Source organism: Flavobacterium sp. KACC 22758, from assembly GCF_028736135.1.
Lineage (GTDB): Bacteria > Bacteroidota > Bacteroidia > Flavobacteriales > Flavobacteriaceae > Flavobacterium > Flavobacterium johnsoniae.
Genome location: NZ_CP117878.1, coordinates 1,489,246 through 1,507,344 on the forward strand (window position 1 = coordinate 1,489,246; position 18,099 = coordinate 1,507,344).

Consider the following 18,099-nt stretch of genomic DNA (forward strand, 5'->3'; position numbering starts at 1 on the left):
TTTTATATTTGGCATTCGCCGGAATAAAGTTAAAGCCGCTTGATTTTAGTATTGAAAAGAGCAGGAAAGAAAAAAATAATATTTAGATTTGCCTGCAATAGAAAATTTTAATGATTTTTTAATGTTCAGCTTATTTTAAGTTGACACAGAAGAATAAAAATATAAAATAGATTAGTATGTCTGGATTATTGGCCGTTATTGGTAAAGGAAAAGACCCGCAGCTTGTAAAAGAACTTTCTAACAGAATGTCACATCGTGGCCCGGATGAAAGCGATTTGCATATTATGGAAAATGGAAGCATACTTTGTCATGAAAGTCTGTCTATTATCGATCTGCATTCGGGAAAACAGCCTATTCAGGGAACGAACAAAGCATGGATGGTTCACGATGGTGAAATTTATAATTATCAGGAATTAAAAAACACAATTTTAAAAGATCATACTTTTAGAACCAATTCAGATTCAGAAGTTATCGTGCATTTATATGAAGAGTTTGGATATGATTTTTGCAACAAACTTGATGGTGATTTTGCTTTCGTAATTATCGACGGTGATAATTATATAGCAGGAAGAGATCCAATTGGAGTAAAACCTCTATATTATGGATTAGATGAAAGAGGAAGAATTTATTTTTCTTCAGAAATGAAATCAATTGCCGATCAGTGTAAATCATTTTCAACTTTCCCTCCGGGACATTATTATACAGGAAAAAGCGGTTTTGTAAAATATTACCATCCAGAATACGAAGATCATTTAAAGGCTGATCAGCCGCTAGATTTTGGATTAATCCGCGAAAGTTTAATCGAAGCTACACGCAAACGTTTAATAGGCGAAGTTCCTGTTGGAGTTGTATTGTCCGGTGGTTTAGATACCTCTTTAATTTCTTCTGTAGCTTCAAGACTGCTAAAAGAAAACGGTAAAAAACTGCCGTCTTTTTCTATCGGTTTAGATGCTGATGCGCCAGATAATATTTCGGCTAGAAAAGCAGCAGAATTTTTAGGTACAGATCATCATGAAATACATTTTACAGTAAAAGAAGGAGTAGAAGTTTTAGAGCAGGTTATTGCATCGATAGAAACGTATGATATTATTTCTGTTCGTTCAGGAGTTCCAATGTATTTATTGTCTAAAGCAATCAGCGAAAAAGGCGTAAAAGTAATTTTATCAGGAGAAGGCGCCGATGAAATTTTTGGAGGACATTTGTATTTTAGAAATGCGCCTTCGACAGAAGAATTTCAGGACGAAACTATCGAAAGAGTTCAAAAATTATTTACTGCAGATTTACTTCGTGCAGATAAAACAACAATGGCTAACGGAATCGAAGCCAGAGTTCCGTTTCTTGATAAAGATTTTTTAGATGTTACCATTCGAATTAAAACCGAAGAAAAACAACCTAAAACTTACGATGGAGTTGAAAAATATATTTTAAGAAAAGCATTTGATACTCCCGAAGATCCTTATTTACCGGCAGAAGTTTTGTGGAGACAAAAAGAGCAGTTTTCTGATGGAGTAGGATACAACTGGGTTGATGAGTTGATAGAGTATTGTGATTCGCAGGTTACAGATGAACAATTGGCTGGTGCAAGTGCAGAATTCCCGTACAATACGCCAACAACAAAAGAAGCGTATTATTACAGATCGATTTTTCATAAATATTATCCACAGGTCAGTGCGGCGCAAACCGTTCGTAAATGGATTCCAAAATGGCAGGAAAACCAAGATCCAAGCGGAAGAGCTAATGCAGCACACTTAAAAGGAAATTTTGAGAATATAAAATCAGTAGCTGTTTAAAAATATATTTTAAAATATAAATTTCCAGACGGAATTTCAAACCATAAAACCGAAACAGATATTTGATCTCGTTTCGGTTTTTTTATGGGTGTAATTAAGATTTTTTTGTAATTCCTAAATCTTAGTTAATGTAGGTTTTTACTTTATGAAAAATATTATATTTGGTTATCATTAACAAATTAATAACCAATCAATCACAACCTATGAAAAACGTATTACTAGGTGGAATTTTATGCTGTGCATTAATTTCATTGAGTCCTGTTTATGCCCAAAAAAAGGTCGAAGTGCCTAAATACATTACCAATATTGAAGGTGTTAAAGAGTATTCTTTAAACAACGGATTAAAAATTCTTTTAATTCCAGATGCTTCTCAGAGCAATATGGTAGTTAACATTGTCTATAATGTAGGTTCCAGAAATGAAGGCTATGGCGAAAAAGGAATGGCGCATTTGCTGGAACACATGCTTTTTAAGAGTACTAAGAATTTAGGCGATATTAAAAAGATGTTGTCAGACAAAGGAGGAAATGCAAACGGAACCACCTGGTTAGACAGAACAAACTATTACGAGATTTTTCCATCAAGCGATGAAAACTTAAAATGGAGCATCGAAATGGAAGCCGACAGAATGATTCATGCTACCATTTTACAGTCAGATCTTGACAAAGAATTCTCAGTAGTTAGAAATGAGTTTGAAATAGGAGAAAATAATCCTGATGGAGTGTTACAGGAAAGAATTCTTTCTACAGCATATTTGTGGCATAATTACGGAAACAGCACCATAGGAAGTAAAGAAGATATTGAAAGAGTAAAAGCAAATAGGCTGCGGGTTTTTTATGAAAAATACTATCAGCCCGATAACGCAACTCTTATAATTGCAGGGAAATTTGATGAAAAGAAAGCGCTGCAGTATGCAGGTCAGTATTTTGGAGCGATCCCTAGACCAAAAAGAGTTTTAGATAAAACCTATACAATTGAACCGGCTCAGGATGGAGAAAAATATGTTGAGCTTAAAAGAGCCGGAGACAGCAAAAATGTTGGAGCTTTGTACCACACGGCATCGTATGCAGATAAAGATTACGCAGCTATTGATGCGTTAGGCGAAATTTTAACAGCAGATCCATCAGGTTATTTGTATAAATCTTTAGTCGAAACACAAAAAATATCCAGTATTTATTTTTGGCAGCCTACAGTAAGAGATGCCGGATTTATTTATTTTGGAGCCGCATTGCCGAATGATAAAGATGTAAAAGAAACGAAAGAACTTATTAGAACTGAGCTGGATAAAATTGCATCAACAAAATATACAGATCAGGATATTAGCAGAGCAAAAGCTAAAATTATTAAACAGATTGAGGCGGTAAAAAATAATACAATTTCGTATGCTATAAATATGACAGAAATTGTTGGAGCCGGCGATTACAGACTCGGTTTTTTATATAGAGATGCAATTGAAAACCTTACAAAAGAAGATGTTCAAAGAGTAGCCGAGAAATATTTTAAAGCAAATAACAGAACAGTTGGTGTTTTTATTCCGTCAAAAGATGAAGTAAGAGTAAAACCAAACGAATGTACTGATGAACAGTTATCAGCATTAATTAAAGATTACAAAGGAAAAGCACTTGAAAAAGAAGCTGCGTCGTTTGAGGCCTCTATTAAAAATTTAAAACAAAATTTTGCTGAAGGTAAATTAAGCAACGGCATAAAATACGGATTAATTAAAAAAGAAATCAAAGGCGGAAAAGTTCAGGCGAGTTTTAGATTCCCGGTGAGTAACGAAAAAGATTTAACAGATAAAAGCGATATTGCCGGTATTCTTGCTCAGTTATTAAAAACAGGAACAAAAACTCAAACCAAAGAGCAGATCCAGGATCGATTAGATCAATTAAAATCTTCTATTAGTTTTAATTTTTCGAGACAAACTTTATCAGTCAATATCAATACTTATAAAGAAAATTTTAAGGAAGTAATGGGAATTTTAGCAGACTTGCTTACTAATTCAACTTTTCCTGAAAATGAACTTACAAAAACAATTAGTGAGTATAATACTTATTTAGAGTCTAGTTTAAACGATCCGCAGGCTGTGGCATTTACTGAAATTACAAGGTCAACAACAAAATATCCAAAAGGGAATATGTTTTATACACCAACGATTCAGGAACAGATAGATGCTTTCAAAAAAATAAAACGATCAGAAATTGTTGATTTTTATAAAGATGTTTTAGGTGGAAATAATGGTGTAGGAAGTGTAGTAGGAGATTTAGATGCCAAAACTACAGGAGAAATTTTAGAAAGCACATTTGGAAAATGGAATTCTAAGGCGAAATATGAACTTGCTCTGCCAACTTATTTTGAAACGCAAAAACTAGATAAAGACATTATTACACCAGACAAAGAAAATGCGGTTGCTTTAGGAAGAATCAGTTTTAAAATGGATAGAAACAGTGCTGATTATCCTGCATTTGTTATGGCAAATGAGATGTTAGGAAGCGGAGGTTTTTTAAGTGCCAGAATTCCGATGAGGTTAAGAGAAAAAGAAGGAATCAGCTATGGAGCAGGCTCTTTTGCAGATATTCCAATTACAAACAACGTGGCTTCATGGAGTTATTATGCTTTTTTAAATCCAACTAAAAAAGGTGCTGTTGAAACTGCTGCAAAAGAAGAAATCGCAAAAGCAATAAAAGATGGATTTACAGCAGAAGAACTAAAATCTAATCTAACCAGCTGGCAAAACGAAAGAAAAACAAGATTAGGAGTTGACGGTACATTAATGGAACTCTCAAATAATTATTTACAATACGGAGTGCCTTTAGAAGATTATGATAGTTTGGAAACAAAAATCAAAGCTTTAAAAGTCGAAGATGTAAATAGTGTCTTGAAGAAATATCTTTCATTAGATAAAATGACTTCAGTTTATGCTGGAGATTTTAATAAGAAAAACTAAAGAGGAAAATTTCAACATAAAAAAACCGAAATGCATTTCACAATGTCATTTCGGTTTTTTTTATGCTGTTATTAGGATTTGAATTTGGGATTTCAAAATTGATTTTTGTGTTATTCCTATTTTTAGAATTTGGAATTTATGAATTTTGAATTTAAAATTCACTTTTGGAATTATTTTTTGGTTTTTCAGACAATTGTGTTAATAACTTAAGCGCTTTAAGTCGGAATTTTATGGGTATATACCCCGCGTTTTTATATATTTGCGTGTTAGACAGTAAATACATTTTTTAGAATAAATTATATGAGCGAAGAAATCAAGAAGAACAATTATTCAGCAGATAGTATTCAGGCATTAGAAGGAATGGAGCACGTAAGAATGCGTCCATCGATGTATATTGGAGATGTAGGAGTTCGAGGGCTTCACCATTTGGTTTACGAGGTTGTTGATAACTCTATTGATGAGGCGATGGGAGGACATTGTGATACTATTGGTGTTACAATAAACGAAGACGGTTCGGTTACAGTTGAAGACAACGGTCGTGGTATTCCAGTTGATTTACATAAAAAAGAAGGAGTTTCAGCACTTGAAGTTGTAATGACTAAAATTGGTGCCGGAGGTAAATTCGATAAAGATTCGTATAAAGTTTCCGGAGGACTTCACGGAGTTGGGGTTTCTGTAGTAAATGCACTTTCGGTTCACATGAAATCGACTGTATTTAGAGAAGGAAAAATCTATGAGCAGGAATACGAAAGAGGGAAATCATTATATCCGGTAAAACAAATTGGAGAAACAGATAAAAGAGGTACACGTCAGACCTTTTTTCCAGATGATACTATTTTCCAGCAGACTACAGAGTTCTCTTATGATACTTTATCAGCTCGTATGCGTGAGCTTTCTTTCTTAAATAAAGGAATTACGATCACGTTTACTGATAAAAGAGAAGTAGATGACAAAGGCGAATTTAGAAGCGAAGTTTTTCATTCAGATGAAGGTCTTAAAGAATATATCCGCTATTTAGATGGAAACCGTGAGCCAATTATTTCTCACGTAATCAGCATGGATCACGAAAAAGGTGAAATCCCGGTTGAGGTTGCCTTAATCTATAATACAAGTTATTCTGAGAATATTTTCTCTTACGTAAATAACATTAATACACACGAAGGAGGTACGCACCTGCAAGGTTTTAGAAGTGGTTTAACAAGAACACTTAAAAAATACGCTGATGCTTCTGGATTGTTAGATAAATTGAAATTTGAAATTTCGGGAGATGACTTCCGTGAAGGTTTAACAGCTATTATTTCGGTAAAAGTTTCTGAGCCTCAGTTCGAAGGACAAACAAAAACGAAACTTGGAAACAGAGAGGTTGTATCTCCGGTTTCTCAGGCAGTTGGAGAAATGCTTGAAAATTATTTGGAAGAAAATCCAAATGATGCTAAAATAATTATTCAAAAAGTAATCTTAGCAGCTCAGGCTCGTCACGCGGCGAAAAAAGCACGTGAAATGGTACAGCGTAAAACCGTTATGGGCGGCGGCGGATTACCAGGAAAATTATCAGATTGTTCTGAGCAGGATCCGGCAAGATGTGAGGTTTACTTAGTCGAGGGAGATTCGGCTGGTGGAACAGCAAAACAAGGACGTGACCGTAACTTTCAGGCGATTTTACCATTACGTGGTAAGATTTTGAACGTTGAAAAAGCGATGCACCATAAAGTGTTCGAAAACGAAGAGATTCGTAATATCTTTACTGCTTTAGGAGTTACCGTTGGTACAGCAGAAGATAGTAAAGCTTTGAATATTGAAAAACTTCGTTACCACAAAGTAATCATCATGTGTGATGCCGATGTCGATGGAAGCCACATTTCTACCTTAATATTAACGTTCTTCTTCCGTTTCATGAAAGAGCTTATCGAAGAAGGTCACGTTTATATCGCAGCACCGCCTTTATACTTAGTTAAAAAAGGTAACAAAAAAGAATACGCATGGAATGACGTTCAACGCGATCAGGCCAATGAAAGAATGGGAGGAAGTGCAAACATTCAGCGTTATAAAGGTCTTGGAGAGATGAACGCAGAACAATTGTGGGAAACAACAATGGATCCTCAATTTAGAACTTTGCGTCAGGTAACAATCGAAAGTCTTGCAGAAGCAGATAGAGTTTTCTCTATGTTAATGGGAGATGAGGTACCGCCTCGTAGAGAATTTATCGAGAAAAATGCAGTTTACGCAAATATCGATGCCTAATAAAAAATAACTTTCAATTCGTTTAATTGTTTAAATTTACTTAAACGATTAAACGAATTGTTAATTTATAAAACAAACAAATTATTAATAACCGATAAAGTAAAAAATATGAAAGTTACCATTGTAGGAGCAGGAAATGTTGGAGCTACTTGCGCAGATGTTATTTCTTATAGAGGAATAGCAAGCGAGGTTGTATTGTTGGATATTAAAGAAGGTTTTGCCGAAGGAAAAGCGTTGGATATTACACAATGTGCGACAAATACTGGTTTTAATACAAAAGTGTCTGGCGTTACCAACGACTATTCTAAAACCGCTGGAAGTGATGTAGTGGTTATTACATCAGGAATTCCAAGAAAACCGGGAATGACTAGAGAAGAATTAATTGGTATTAATGCAGGAATTGTGAAAACAGTTGCTGAAAATGTACTGAAATATTCTCCAAATACTATAATTGTTGTAGTTTCTAACCCAATGGATACTATGACTTATTTAGCTTTAAAAGCTACAGGACTGCCAAAAAACAGAATTATAGGTATGGGCGGTGCATTAGACAGCTCTCGTTTTAGAACTTATTTATCTTTGGCTTTAGATAAACCGGCAAATGATATTTCTGCGATGGTAATTGGAGGTCATGGTGATACAACCATGATTCCGTTAACACGTTTGGCTTCTTATAATGGAATTCCGGTTTCGCAGTTCCTTTCAGAAGATGTACTGCAAAAAGTAGCAGCAGATACTATGGTTGGCGGTGCTACGCTTACAGGTCTTTTAGGAACTTCTGCGTGGTATGCACCGGGAGCTTCTGTTGCTTATTTAGTAGACAGTATCCTAAACGATCAAAAGAAAATGATTGCCTGCTCAGTTTTCGTAGAAGGCGAGTACGGGCAAAATGATATATGTATAGGTGTACCGTGTATAATTGGTAAAAACGGTGTAGAAGAAATTGTAGATATCAATTTAAATGACCAGGAAAAGGCTTTATTTGCTAAAAGCGCAGATGCGGTTCGTGGTATGAATGATGCTCTAAAATCGATTTTAGTGTAATAAAAACAGGAAAAAAAGGAAAAGGCTGCACTTTTGCAGTCTTTTTTTTGAGATTAATTAATAAATAAATTGGTTAATCTTTCCGTTAATTATATATTTGCTCGATTTAAAAAAAATGCAGTAATTCGTGATCTCGATTTTTTAGTTTTAAAAACTCATGTCAGGGCTTATTTTTAGGGAATTTAAAACCAAAAACAAACAATAAAACATAATTAATTTTTAGTAATAATGCAGAATAAAGGACTTATTAAATTTTTCGCAATTCTATTTGCATTGGTAAGTATTTACCAACTATCATTCACTTTTGTGGCAAATAATGTCAAAGGTGAAGCTAAAGCTTTTGCAGGAGATAATCCTGATAAAGAGCTGAAATATTTAGATTCTATCGGTAAAGAAAAAGTATTCAGTCTTGGTTTTACAGACTTCACTTATAATGAAGTAAAAAACAAACAGCTAAATAAAGGTCTTGACTTAGAAGGAGGAATCAACGTTATTCTTCAAATCTCTGTTAAAGATGTATTAAAAGGTTTAGCGAATAATTCTAAAAATCCGGTATTTAATAAATCATTAGCTGATGCAACTGCGAACTTAGAAGGAAATAAGACCTATTTAAATAAATTCTTCGAAGCTTTTGAAGCTAACTCAAAAGGAACTGTAAAATTGGCTTCGCCAGATATTTTTGCAAACAGAAGTTTACAAGGAGATGGTGGTATCGATTTTCAAATGACTGATGCACAAGCTCAAAAAGTTATCAAAAGAAAAGTTGATGAGTCTATCGAAAGTGCTTACAAAGTATTAAGAGAGCGTATCGACAAATTTGGTGTAACACAGCCAAACATCCAAAAATTAGGAGAAACAGGAAGAATCTTAGTAGAACTTCCAGGTGCTAAGGATGTAGACAGAATTAAAAAATTATTAGGAGGAAAAGCTCAATTAGAGTTCTGGGAAACTTTTAAAATTGAAGAAGTTGGTAACTTTTTAGTTGCTGCTAACGAAGCTTTAAAAAAGACAGAAGTTAAGAAAACAGAAACTAAAGCTGTAGCTAAAGATTCATTGAATGCTTTATTAACAGATAATTCTAAAGATTCTCTTGACGCTAAAAAAGGAAATAATCCTTTATTTGACAAAATGATTGTTCAGGGTGGTGGTCCGGTTTTAGGATACTTCGCTACTAAAGATACTGCAGCAATCAACGGTTATTTCAAAAGACCAGATATTAGAATTTTATTGGGTGCTGACCAACACAATGCAAAATTTGTCTGGAGCAAACCAACTACTATAAAAGATGCTAAAGCAAAAGAAGTTGAAGCTGTAGAATTATACGCTTTAAAAGGAAACAGAGATAACGTACCAGCTATGAGCGGTGGTGTTGTAACTGATGCAAAAGATACTTTTGACCAAATGGGTAAACCAGCTGTTTCTATGCAAATGAACAGCCAGGGAGCTAAAGTTTGGGAAGAATTAACAGGAAGAGCTTTCTCTCAAAAAGGTTATATCGCTATTGTTTTAGATAACATCGTTTATTCTGCGCCAGGTGTTACAAGCGGTCCAATCGCTGGAGGAAGATCTGAAATTACAGGTTCTTTTGATGTTGCTGAAACAAAAGATTTAGCTAACGTATTAAATGCAGGTAAATTACCAGCATCTGCAGACATTATTCAATCTACAGTTGTAGGACCATCTTTAGGTCAGGCAGCAATTGATGCAGGAACAATTTCATCTGTATTAGGTTTCTTATTAGTTTGTGTTTGGATGGTATTCTATTATGGTAAAGCTGGATGGTATGCGAACCTTGCTTTATTATTAAACTTACTGTTCTTATTCGGAATTATGGCAAGTTTTGGTTTCGTACTTACATTGCCGGGTATTGCAGGTATCGTATTAACATTAGGTACTGCGGTAGATGCGAACATCATTATATATGAAAGAGCAAAAGAGGAATTACGTGAAGGTAAATCATTGTCAGAAGCTGTAGCAGCATCTTACGGATGGCACGGAGCAATGCGTTCTATTATTGATGCTAACGTAACTCACGTTTTAACTGGAGCGATCTTATTTATCTTTGGAACAGGACCAATCAAAGGTTTCGCGTTAACATTATTAATTGGTATCGTAACTTCATTGTTTACTTCTATCTTTATTGCTAGAATTTTCATTGACAGAAATATTGCAGGAAAAGCTGATTTAACTTTCTCTACAAGTATTACTAAAAACTGGTTTACAAACTTCCACTTTGACTTTATTAAAGTTAAAAAATTCACTTACATTTTCTCTTCTATTGTAACAGTAGTAAGTTTAACTTCTATCTTCTTTATTAACGGATTAGATGAAGGTGTAGATTTTGTTGGAGGTAGAACTTTCCAGGTTAAATTTGAAAAACCAATCGATGCAACTGTAGTTTCAGATGAATTATCTGCTGCTTTCGGTACTCCGGTTGAAGCTAAAATTTTAGGTGATGACGATCAGTTGAAAATCACAACTAAATATAAAATTAAAGAAGATGGTGTAGCTATCGACGAAGAAGTGAACCAAAAATTATACAAAGCATTACAAAAGTATTACCCAAATACTTCTTATGATAAATTCATCAACTCTTTTGACGGTAAAAAAGTTGGAGTTTTACAAGCTTCTAAAGTTGGAGCTTCTATCTCAGAAGATATTAAAACAAACTCTTACTGGGCAGTACTTGGAGCAATGGCAGTTATTTTCTTATACTTAATGGTATCTTTCCGTAAATGGCAGTATTCATTAGGTGCGATTGCAGCAGTTGCACACGACGTAATCTTCGTATTAGGAATCTACTCTTTATGCTACAAGTTCATGCCATTCCACATGGAAATGGACCAGCACTTCATCGCTGCGATCTTAACGGTAATTGGTTACTCTATGAACGATACTGTAATTGTATTTGACAGGGTGAGAGAGTTTATCATCGGAAACCGTAAAGGTAGTTTTGAAGATATCGTAAATGCTTCTATTAACACTACATTATCTAGAACATTGAATACTTCATTAATGATGATCATTGTATTATTAACGATGTTTATCTTTGGTGGTGAGTCAATCAGAGGATTTATCTTTGCAATGTTAATTGGTATTATTGTAGGTACTTATTCTTCATTATTTATCGCTACTCCGGTATTGGTAGATACGATTTCAAGTGATGAAAAACACACAATCGAAGACAAACATAATAAAGCATAATTAAAAGCTTAAATTATATTAAAAAGATCCAGTGAAAGCTGGATCTTTTTTTTTGTATTATATTTAAATGAATTTAAAAACGATTTATGATTAGAAAATTACTTTTGAGTATACTATTTCTTTTTGCTGTAAAGATGTCTGCACAAGAAGATAAATCCCGTTTTTCTCTAGGTTTTAATTATGGATTCGGAAGTGAGTTTAATAACCGGAACTACACGTTTACAAATCATTTTTACAAAATACAGCTTTATTACAAACTAAAACAGACAAAGCATTTTCAATATCAAATCCTTGTTCAGCCGGAAATTAATTTTGCTGAACATCAATTATTAAATTTCTATTTTGTGAAGCCGGAAACGCCGGATTATGAACAAAAAAGAGCCCAATATATACAGTTAAAAGATATTCGCGAATATGTGCTCAACTGCGGTTTTTTAGTTCGTAAACCAATTGGTGAAATTTGTTCATTTTATATTCTCGGCAGTATTGGCCCGATGATAACAGATACTGAAACCGAAAGAATGTCGAAAGGTTTCGCTTTTGCCGATGTTTTAGCAGTGGGATTCTCTTTAAATTATCATAAAATTCAATTTGACATTCGCCCAAATATCAGGCACGTATCGAATGGTGGATTAAGCAGTACAAATTCTGGTTATAATACCAGAAATATAGAGTTTGGGGTTTCGTATTCGTTGTAGATTAAATTCTTAAAAAAATTATAAGATTAATACTTTAAAATAGAAAATAGCTTACACTTTAATGTGCTGTAAATATAAGGCGGATTTTTATCCGCTTTTTTTATACCCTTTAATGTTAAAATGAAAGAAAATATTTATAATTATTTTATTTAAAAGAATAAAAAGATTACATTAGTCGCGATAACAAAGTGTAGGTTATAATCTACATTTTGTTTGGTGAATTTATATATGATAGTTTGAAATGGTAAAAAAACATGTATTGAGTCTTATTGATATCAGGCTCATTGTATTCTTAATTGTAATTGTGGCACTGTGTGCTATTCTAACTCTGCTGATTAGTGATAAAGTAGAAGATTTTGCGAAAAAGTACAAAAAGAAATTTTATGGATATATCTTATTATTTGTTTTAATCTATACCCTTATAGCATTTTTAGGATACAATAAACTCTTTATTGAACTTAGAAATGAATTTATTTTTTATCAGGCAGCTTCTTTGTTATTAGGAAGTTTACATGCATGGTTCTATCGTGAATTTTTTCAGGAGTTTAATCTAAAAAAATATAGTGTTGAGTTACTATTTTCCTTTATCGTTCCGCTGTATTCAAGTATTTTATTTGCCATTATTTATACATTTTTAAACGGAATAAATTTTACGCTTTTAATGAGCGCACATTTTTTGGTCTTCGTTATTCCAACGTGTATCTATATGGTATTTTGTTTTATGATGCTGATACCTCCAAGAAAATATATAACCTGGACTCCCGAAAAATCGTATTCAGCAATAAAAGACGACGAAATGGAGGCTATTGTATTGATTACTTTTTTAATAAAGAAAAGCTACGATGATACAGAATATACTTCAATAAGAATACAAGCCCCTGTGAAAGTAAGTTTTGGACGTTTGTTTTTTCTTGCCGTTGCAGGATATAACAGGCAAAACGAAGGAGAAAATATTGATTTGCAGATGCCTGATGGAAAAGACTATAACTGGGTATTTTATTTACAGTCTAAATGGTACGAAAACACCCGCTATATAGATGCTGCATATGATGGTGCAATGAATCAAATTACAGAAAACTCAGTAGTAATATGCCAGCGTGAAATAGAGAAAAATGCACCTCCGGAAAAAAAGAAAAAAACAGATCAAAAACTGTATGGTGTCGATTCGCATAATGAGGGGGCTGATCAGGAAAAGTTTGACGAATTAAAAGAAACAGAAAAGGAAGCAGCTATAAAATAATCTTTGGAATCAATAAACATTTAAAAATTTAACCGCCGTTAACGAATATGGAAAAAGACGAAGACAAAGAAAAAAAGAAACAACAGGTTTTATTTGTAAGCCAGGATTATATACTGCCGTTTCGGCCTCTTGAACTTAATCATGAGTATTCGGTTTTGTACACAATCGAAAAAGGAGATAAAAAAGAAACCTTTGAACAAAATTTTAGTTTAAGAAGATTAAAACCTGACAGCAGTCAAAATGAATATCATTTTATTCAAATTGATAAAATATCAGAATTATTGGTTGATGGAAAACCCGTAGATTCAAGAGCCTACAAAGTGGCAGAAAAAACTGCCGAACTGCTGTATCCCCTAAGAATCGTGGTTAATAAATACGGCAAATGGGTAGACATAAATAGTTACTATAAACTAAAAGAGCGCTGGGAAAATCAAAAAGAAGCTATTAAAGAACTATTTGATGGAAAAACCTTTGAAATGTTAGCTCAAAATATCGAAAATGCTATCGAAGATGACAAATATCTGGTAGGATTAATTTCCGGAAATTGGTTTTTAAGAGCCTATTTTAACGGAATACACAGAGCCTATACCCGAAAGTTTGAAAGAGAAAGAACCTTGTATTTTCCTGCTGCCGCAGAAGGGGATGATATTGAATTTTCGATTGTTCAAAAAGTAAATCCTTATTTAAATGACTTAAACGAAATAGAAGTAACACAAACAGGAGAATCAGAAAGTGAATATTTGGATGGAAATTATACTGCAAGATATTTTTTAAATCCAAATAATTATATCATTAAAGACATAGAACTAGAATGTAATTTACAAATGAGTTCATCAAGAAAGATTAGTGTAAGTGTTAAGGATTTAGATAGAAATGAAATCGTTTTAGATTCAGGTATATCACTTTTAATATAAAATAAAAAAATATTCATTATGAGTTCAAAATATGTTGTTGTAGACGGTGCTTTGTGCAAGTGTAAGTTTAGCGAAGACACAAAAGCCACTGATATTTTACTGGTAAAATCGCAGAAAAAGCATTTTGCAAATGATAAAGGAGCTGATAAAAAACTTATTGCCACAACAAAAGAAGTCAATCAAACCTTAAAGCAAGGCACATTTGGCAAATGCACTTTGCAGCCAACATCAGGAGGGAATTCTCCTTGTGTTGCATTGCCGCTAAAATGGGATAATCCCTATGAAAAAATTACACTGAGCAATCAGGGTAAAATTTTAACCGAAGACAGTAAAGCAGCATGTAATATAGGCGGACCGGGCTGTATTGAAATTTTTAAACACGGACAAACAGCCGAAGTAGGGAGCGGGCAGATGCAGAGAGCAGATCGTGATGCAGTAAAACAAATAAATCCGCTGTTAAATCCCGACGATTTAGATGAAAACGGTATTTGTTTTTAAATAAAATAAGAAAAATTATGGCAAAACTAAAAATATTTGGAAAAGCCAATCCTGTGGTTGGTACTAAAGAATTTTATTCAATTAATGATTTTTTTGAAAATTCAGCTTCTGCTCAATTAAAACAACCAAATTTTGAAAGCATATCAGGTGATCAGGTAAAATGGAGTATCTGGGTATTGTATGGAAAAAGATGGAAAAAAGTTACAGAAAATAATAAAACCGGCTTAACAGTACCTTACACTTTTTCTCAAAAAAGCTTAACTAGAAAAGGAATAAGAATGCTTGTTGAAGCCAATGGCGAAAAAGCAGTTCTTGATATTGTAACACAAAAAGCATCTCAAGGAAAAATACTGCATGTAGATTTATTAGACAATAATTATAATAAACCTGCCAGACCATTTGCTTATGGCGACTGGATTATTGCACGTGTACATTGTGTTGATATGGAGCTGATGCCTGTAAAGATAACTTTATGGGAAGACGACGGCGATAAAGCCAAACAAAATTCAACAAATGTAAAAATAGAGATTAAGAAAGGCGATGTATTAAACGGCAAGGCCGATGTTGCTTTTTATCTGGATCCAAGTCATAAATGGCTTGCAAATGCTAAACTGGCTCCCGGAGATGAAAACGAAGGAGAATTTCATGAATACTATGTAACAGCAGAAATTTTTGAAAAAGTTTCAAAAAGAATTGCCAGTAAAAATACCAATGTGCCTAACCCTGATTATAAAAAAGAACCAGAAGCAAAAAAACAAACTCCGGCAGAACAAAAAGGACCGTCTAAAAAAGAAACCAAAAAGATAGCCCTGTCAGACAAAAAAGTTCAGGATTATCACGAGCAGAAAATTGCTGTGAAAAATGAAATCTCTAAAAATCCTGTCTGGGAAAAGATTAATAGTTTTATGATGGTGGGCGGTGAGGATTCTATTTGGAATAAGAATCATAAAGATGGAGAATGCCCAAATTGTATTGCTGCTGTAAAAGCAGGACAATTAAAAAAAATATTTACAAAAACAGATCTGACTATTTTAGAAACTGTTGGCGCAATATATACAAAGTATATGAAAGAGCTGGGTATGGATACCTGCTGGAACAAAGCGCATTTTTTTGCACAGGCAGTTGTAGAAAGCGGTAAAGAGCTTACTGTAAAAGGTGCAGGAGAAAGTTTTGATTACTCGGCAGATGATTTGTATCTGGGCAGATGGAGTGAAAAAGAGCAAAAACGAAAAATTATTTTTTCATATTTCACAACACATAAAGATGAAGCTTATCAATATGGACGTATTAAAGAAATTAGAAACGGTAAAAAAATAATTGTTCAATACGCTAACGAAGAAATGATTGCCAAACTGGCTTACGGACCCAACGCCGCAAAAGGTGTGGAACTTGGTAATACGCAACCCAATGACGGCTGGGATCTTAGAGGACGAGGGCTTGTACAGCTTACCGGACGGTCTGGCTATGAATATGCAAACAATTATACCAAAAGAGAAGGGGCAGATATTGTGCAAAATCCCGATTTAATTGTTACAAATCCTGCAATTGCCGTTTTATCTTCGATGGCATTTTTTAAATGGAAAGGTATTACGAGGATTGCAAATGAAGAAAAAAATAATACAGAGCTAGTTTCTAAGAAAGTAGGATATGATGTAGTACTTGCTGATGGTAAAAGAAACCATTCAGAAAAACAAGAAGTTTTTACAAATAATACGTCCATTGTATTTGAAACGAGTAGTTGTAAATATGGCGAGAATGAAGACGTAGCAGATTTAAAAATCCAGCAGGGTATTACTTGGTTAGAAGGTATTGCGATTGATCAGGACCTTGCGGGGGAAAAGTCAAATTATAAGGTGTTGTATGCTAATGACATAAATAGAACTTCAGAAGCTGGTGAAGATACCATGGACTGTTCAGAATTAGTTTGCAGATACCTGCAAAAAATAGAATGGAGTTCAAAAGTTTTAAGTATGAATACCTCTGGTCTATTTAATTATGCAAAAAAACATGCAAAATGGCTTGTAAAACATGATGCAATAGGTTACAAACCCAAAGTGGGCGATATTTTTATATGGAAAAACGATGCTGGAAGTATGGGGCATACCGGAGTTGTAATAAGTTTTGATAAAATCGATGACGTTGTCACTACTATTGAAGCAATTAAAAGTTTTGAAAAACCGAATGATATGAATGATGCCGTTCAGCTAGAAGGTGTAGTTAAATTAAAATGGCAAAGATTAAGTAAGCATTTAATAAATCATCCTGTTAGAACTTCAACCTATACAGCATCAACATGCAGATTTTATACGCCTAAAATTCATTATTCAAAACAAGATAAAAAGTAAAAACCTAAAATTTTATGAAAAAATATGCCTTATTATTGCTTTCCTTATTTGTGTTTTTTTTAAGCTGTAAAGAAAAAGAAAAAAATGAAAAAGTGATAATCAATCAAAAAAATGATATTTTAAATGTTGATTTAACAGAAATTAAAAATTTAATACATCTTCAAAAAAATGCAAATTATATTGATTATCGACCTGACGATCCCTATCGTCCTACAGAAAAAGATCTTCTGATTCTTATTCCATTTGTGGAGCAGGAATTAAAAAAAGCGGGCTATAAAACTTTACCAAGTAATCAGTTTGAAAGCAGAATAAGAAATCTTGTAAAAGATAATAAAACTAAAAACTACAATTCTTTTACTACAATTTTTTTAAATAAACTGGATAGGACGGATAAAACATTAAATGAATTTGAATTTGAATTTGATTTAAATAATCAATTTGCTATTAAAAAATATAATTTTATGACTCCAATGCTGTTTTTGGAAGATGTTATAAAAATTAAAAAAGATAATAGTTATTCAATTAGTGTTCCTCATTATATAATTGCAAGAAATAAATATTTATTCAATGACAGCAAATCTGATTTGGACTGGCTTCTTGTTAATGATCAGGATTTTTTAAAAAGTTTAGTTAATTCTTTAGGATATGATAAAGAACCCCGAATAAATAAATTGTTGTTGGAAGATTATTATAAAATGCTTAGTACATCAAAGCCTTCTAAAAAAGAAAAAATAGGAGCATTTTTCTTTACAAAAGATCTCAATAATAATTTTTGTATTAGGCAAGGTTTGATTGATTATGTGAAAAATAATACTACTGTAAATGATAATAGACTTTTATATGCTTTAGACGATTATTCTTATGCTTTATATGGCGATAATTTGAATAAAATTTATGGCAGCGATGATCCTGCTAAAATGTTTAATGATGTAGATAAAGCTCATATTGTTGCTGTAATTGCAAGTATTGAGGTTCCTGCAATTGCAAAGTATAAATCAGAGAATCCGGAATTATGGAATAATGTGGTATCAGCACTTTATAATCTTCTTGTGGCACATCCTGAAATAAAAGATATTATAATAAAAAACAATTATTTTGGTATAAAGAACATAAAGCAGGTTTTAGAGGACACTATTGATGAAATTGATGTAGATAAAATTAAAAGAGGAGAAGATTTCTAGAT

General features: G+C 33.2%; 11 protein-coding genes. All 11 read left to right on the forward strand.

Annotated features, from left to right (window positions below):
* The first annotated feature begins 176 nt into the window (after nucleotides 1-176).
* On the forward strand, nucleotides 177-1,790 hold the full coding sequence (gene asnB, locus PQ462_RS06350) for an asparagine synthase B (protein ID WP_274252789.1): 1,614 nt from the start codon (nucleotides 177-179) through the stop codon (nucleotides 1,788-1,790).
* Between the two features lie 203 nt (nucleotides 1,791-1,993).
* Nucleotides 1,994-4,732 (forward strand): M16 family metallopeptidase, encoded by a 2,739-nt coding sequence (locus tag PQ462_RS06355; protein WP_274252790.1) that lies wholly within the window; start codon nucleotides 1,994-1,996, stop codon nucleotides 4,730-4,732.
* Nucleotides 4,733-5,032: 300 nt separating this feature from the next.
* Nucleotides 5,033-6,973, forward strand: a complete 1,941-nt coding sequence (gene gyrB / locus PQ462_RS06360; protein WP_274252791.1) for a DNA topoisomerase (ATP-hydrolyzing) subunit B — start codon at nucleotides 5,033-5,035, stop codon at nucleotides 6,971-6,973.
* Nucleotides 6,974-7,081: 108 nt separating this feature from the next.
* The gene (mdh, locus tag PQ462_RS06365; protein WP_073409958.1) at nucleotides 7,082-8,017 is read left to right on the forward strand and encodes a malate dehydrogenase; all 936 of its coding nucleotides are present in this window, start codon (nucleotides 7,082-7,084) and stop codon (nucleotides 8,015-8,017) included.
* A gap of 228 nt (nucleotides 8,018-8,245) precedes the next feature.
* A complete protein-coding gene (secDF, locus tag PQ462_RS06370) occupies nucleotides 8,246-11,221 on the forward strand; it encodes a protein translocase subunit SecDF (RefSeq protein WP_012024323.1) in 2,976 nt (991 codons plus the stop codon).
* Between the two features lie 86 nt (nucleotides 11,222-11,307).
* Entirely contained in the window at nucleotides 11,308-11,919 is a 612-nt protein-coding gene (locus PQ462_RS06375) for an acyloxyacyl hydrolase (RefSeq protein ID WP_274252792.1), read from the forward strand.
* Between the two features lie 241 nt (nucleotides 11,920-12,160).
* Nucleotides 12,161-13,159: a TssN family type VI secretion system protein gene (locus PQ462_RS06380; RefSeq protein ID WP_274252794.1), complete on the forward strand. Its 999-nt coding sequence runs from the start codon at nucleotides 12,161-12,163 to the stop codon at nucleotides 13,157-13,159.
* Between the two features lie 47 nt (nucleotides 13,160-13,206).
* Nucleotides 13,207-14,073, forward strand: coding sequence for a hypothetical protein (locus tag PQ462_RS06385; protein WP_274252795.1), 867 nt, complete (start codon nucleotides 13,207-13,209; stop codon nucleotides 14,071-14,073).
* An 18-nt stretch (nucleotides 14,074-14,091) separates the two neighbouring features.
* Entirely contained in the window at nucleotides 14,092-14,571 is a 480-nt protein-coding gene (locus PQ462_RS06390) for a DUF4280 domain-containing protein (protein ID WP_274252796.1), read from the forward strand.
* 17 nt (nucleotides 14,572-14,588) lie between these two features.
* The gene (locus PQ462_RS06395) at nucleotides 14,589-16,916 is read left to right on the forward strand and encodes a CHAP domain-containing protein (protein WP_274252797.1); all 2,328 of its coding nucleotides are present in this window, start codon (nucleotides 14,589-14,591) and stop codon (nucleotides 16,914-16,916) included.
* Nucleotides 16,917-16,930: 14 nt separating this feature from the next.
* The gene (locus tag PQ462_RS06400; protein WP_274252798.1) at nucleotides 16,931-18,097 is read left to right on the forward strand and encodes a hypothetical protein; all 1,167 of its coding nucleotides are present in this window, start codon (nucleotides 16,931-16,933) and stop codon (nucleotides 18,095-18,097) included.
* Nucleotides 18,098-18,099 lie beyond the last annotated feature (2 nt).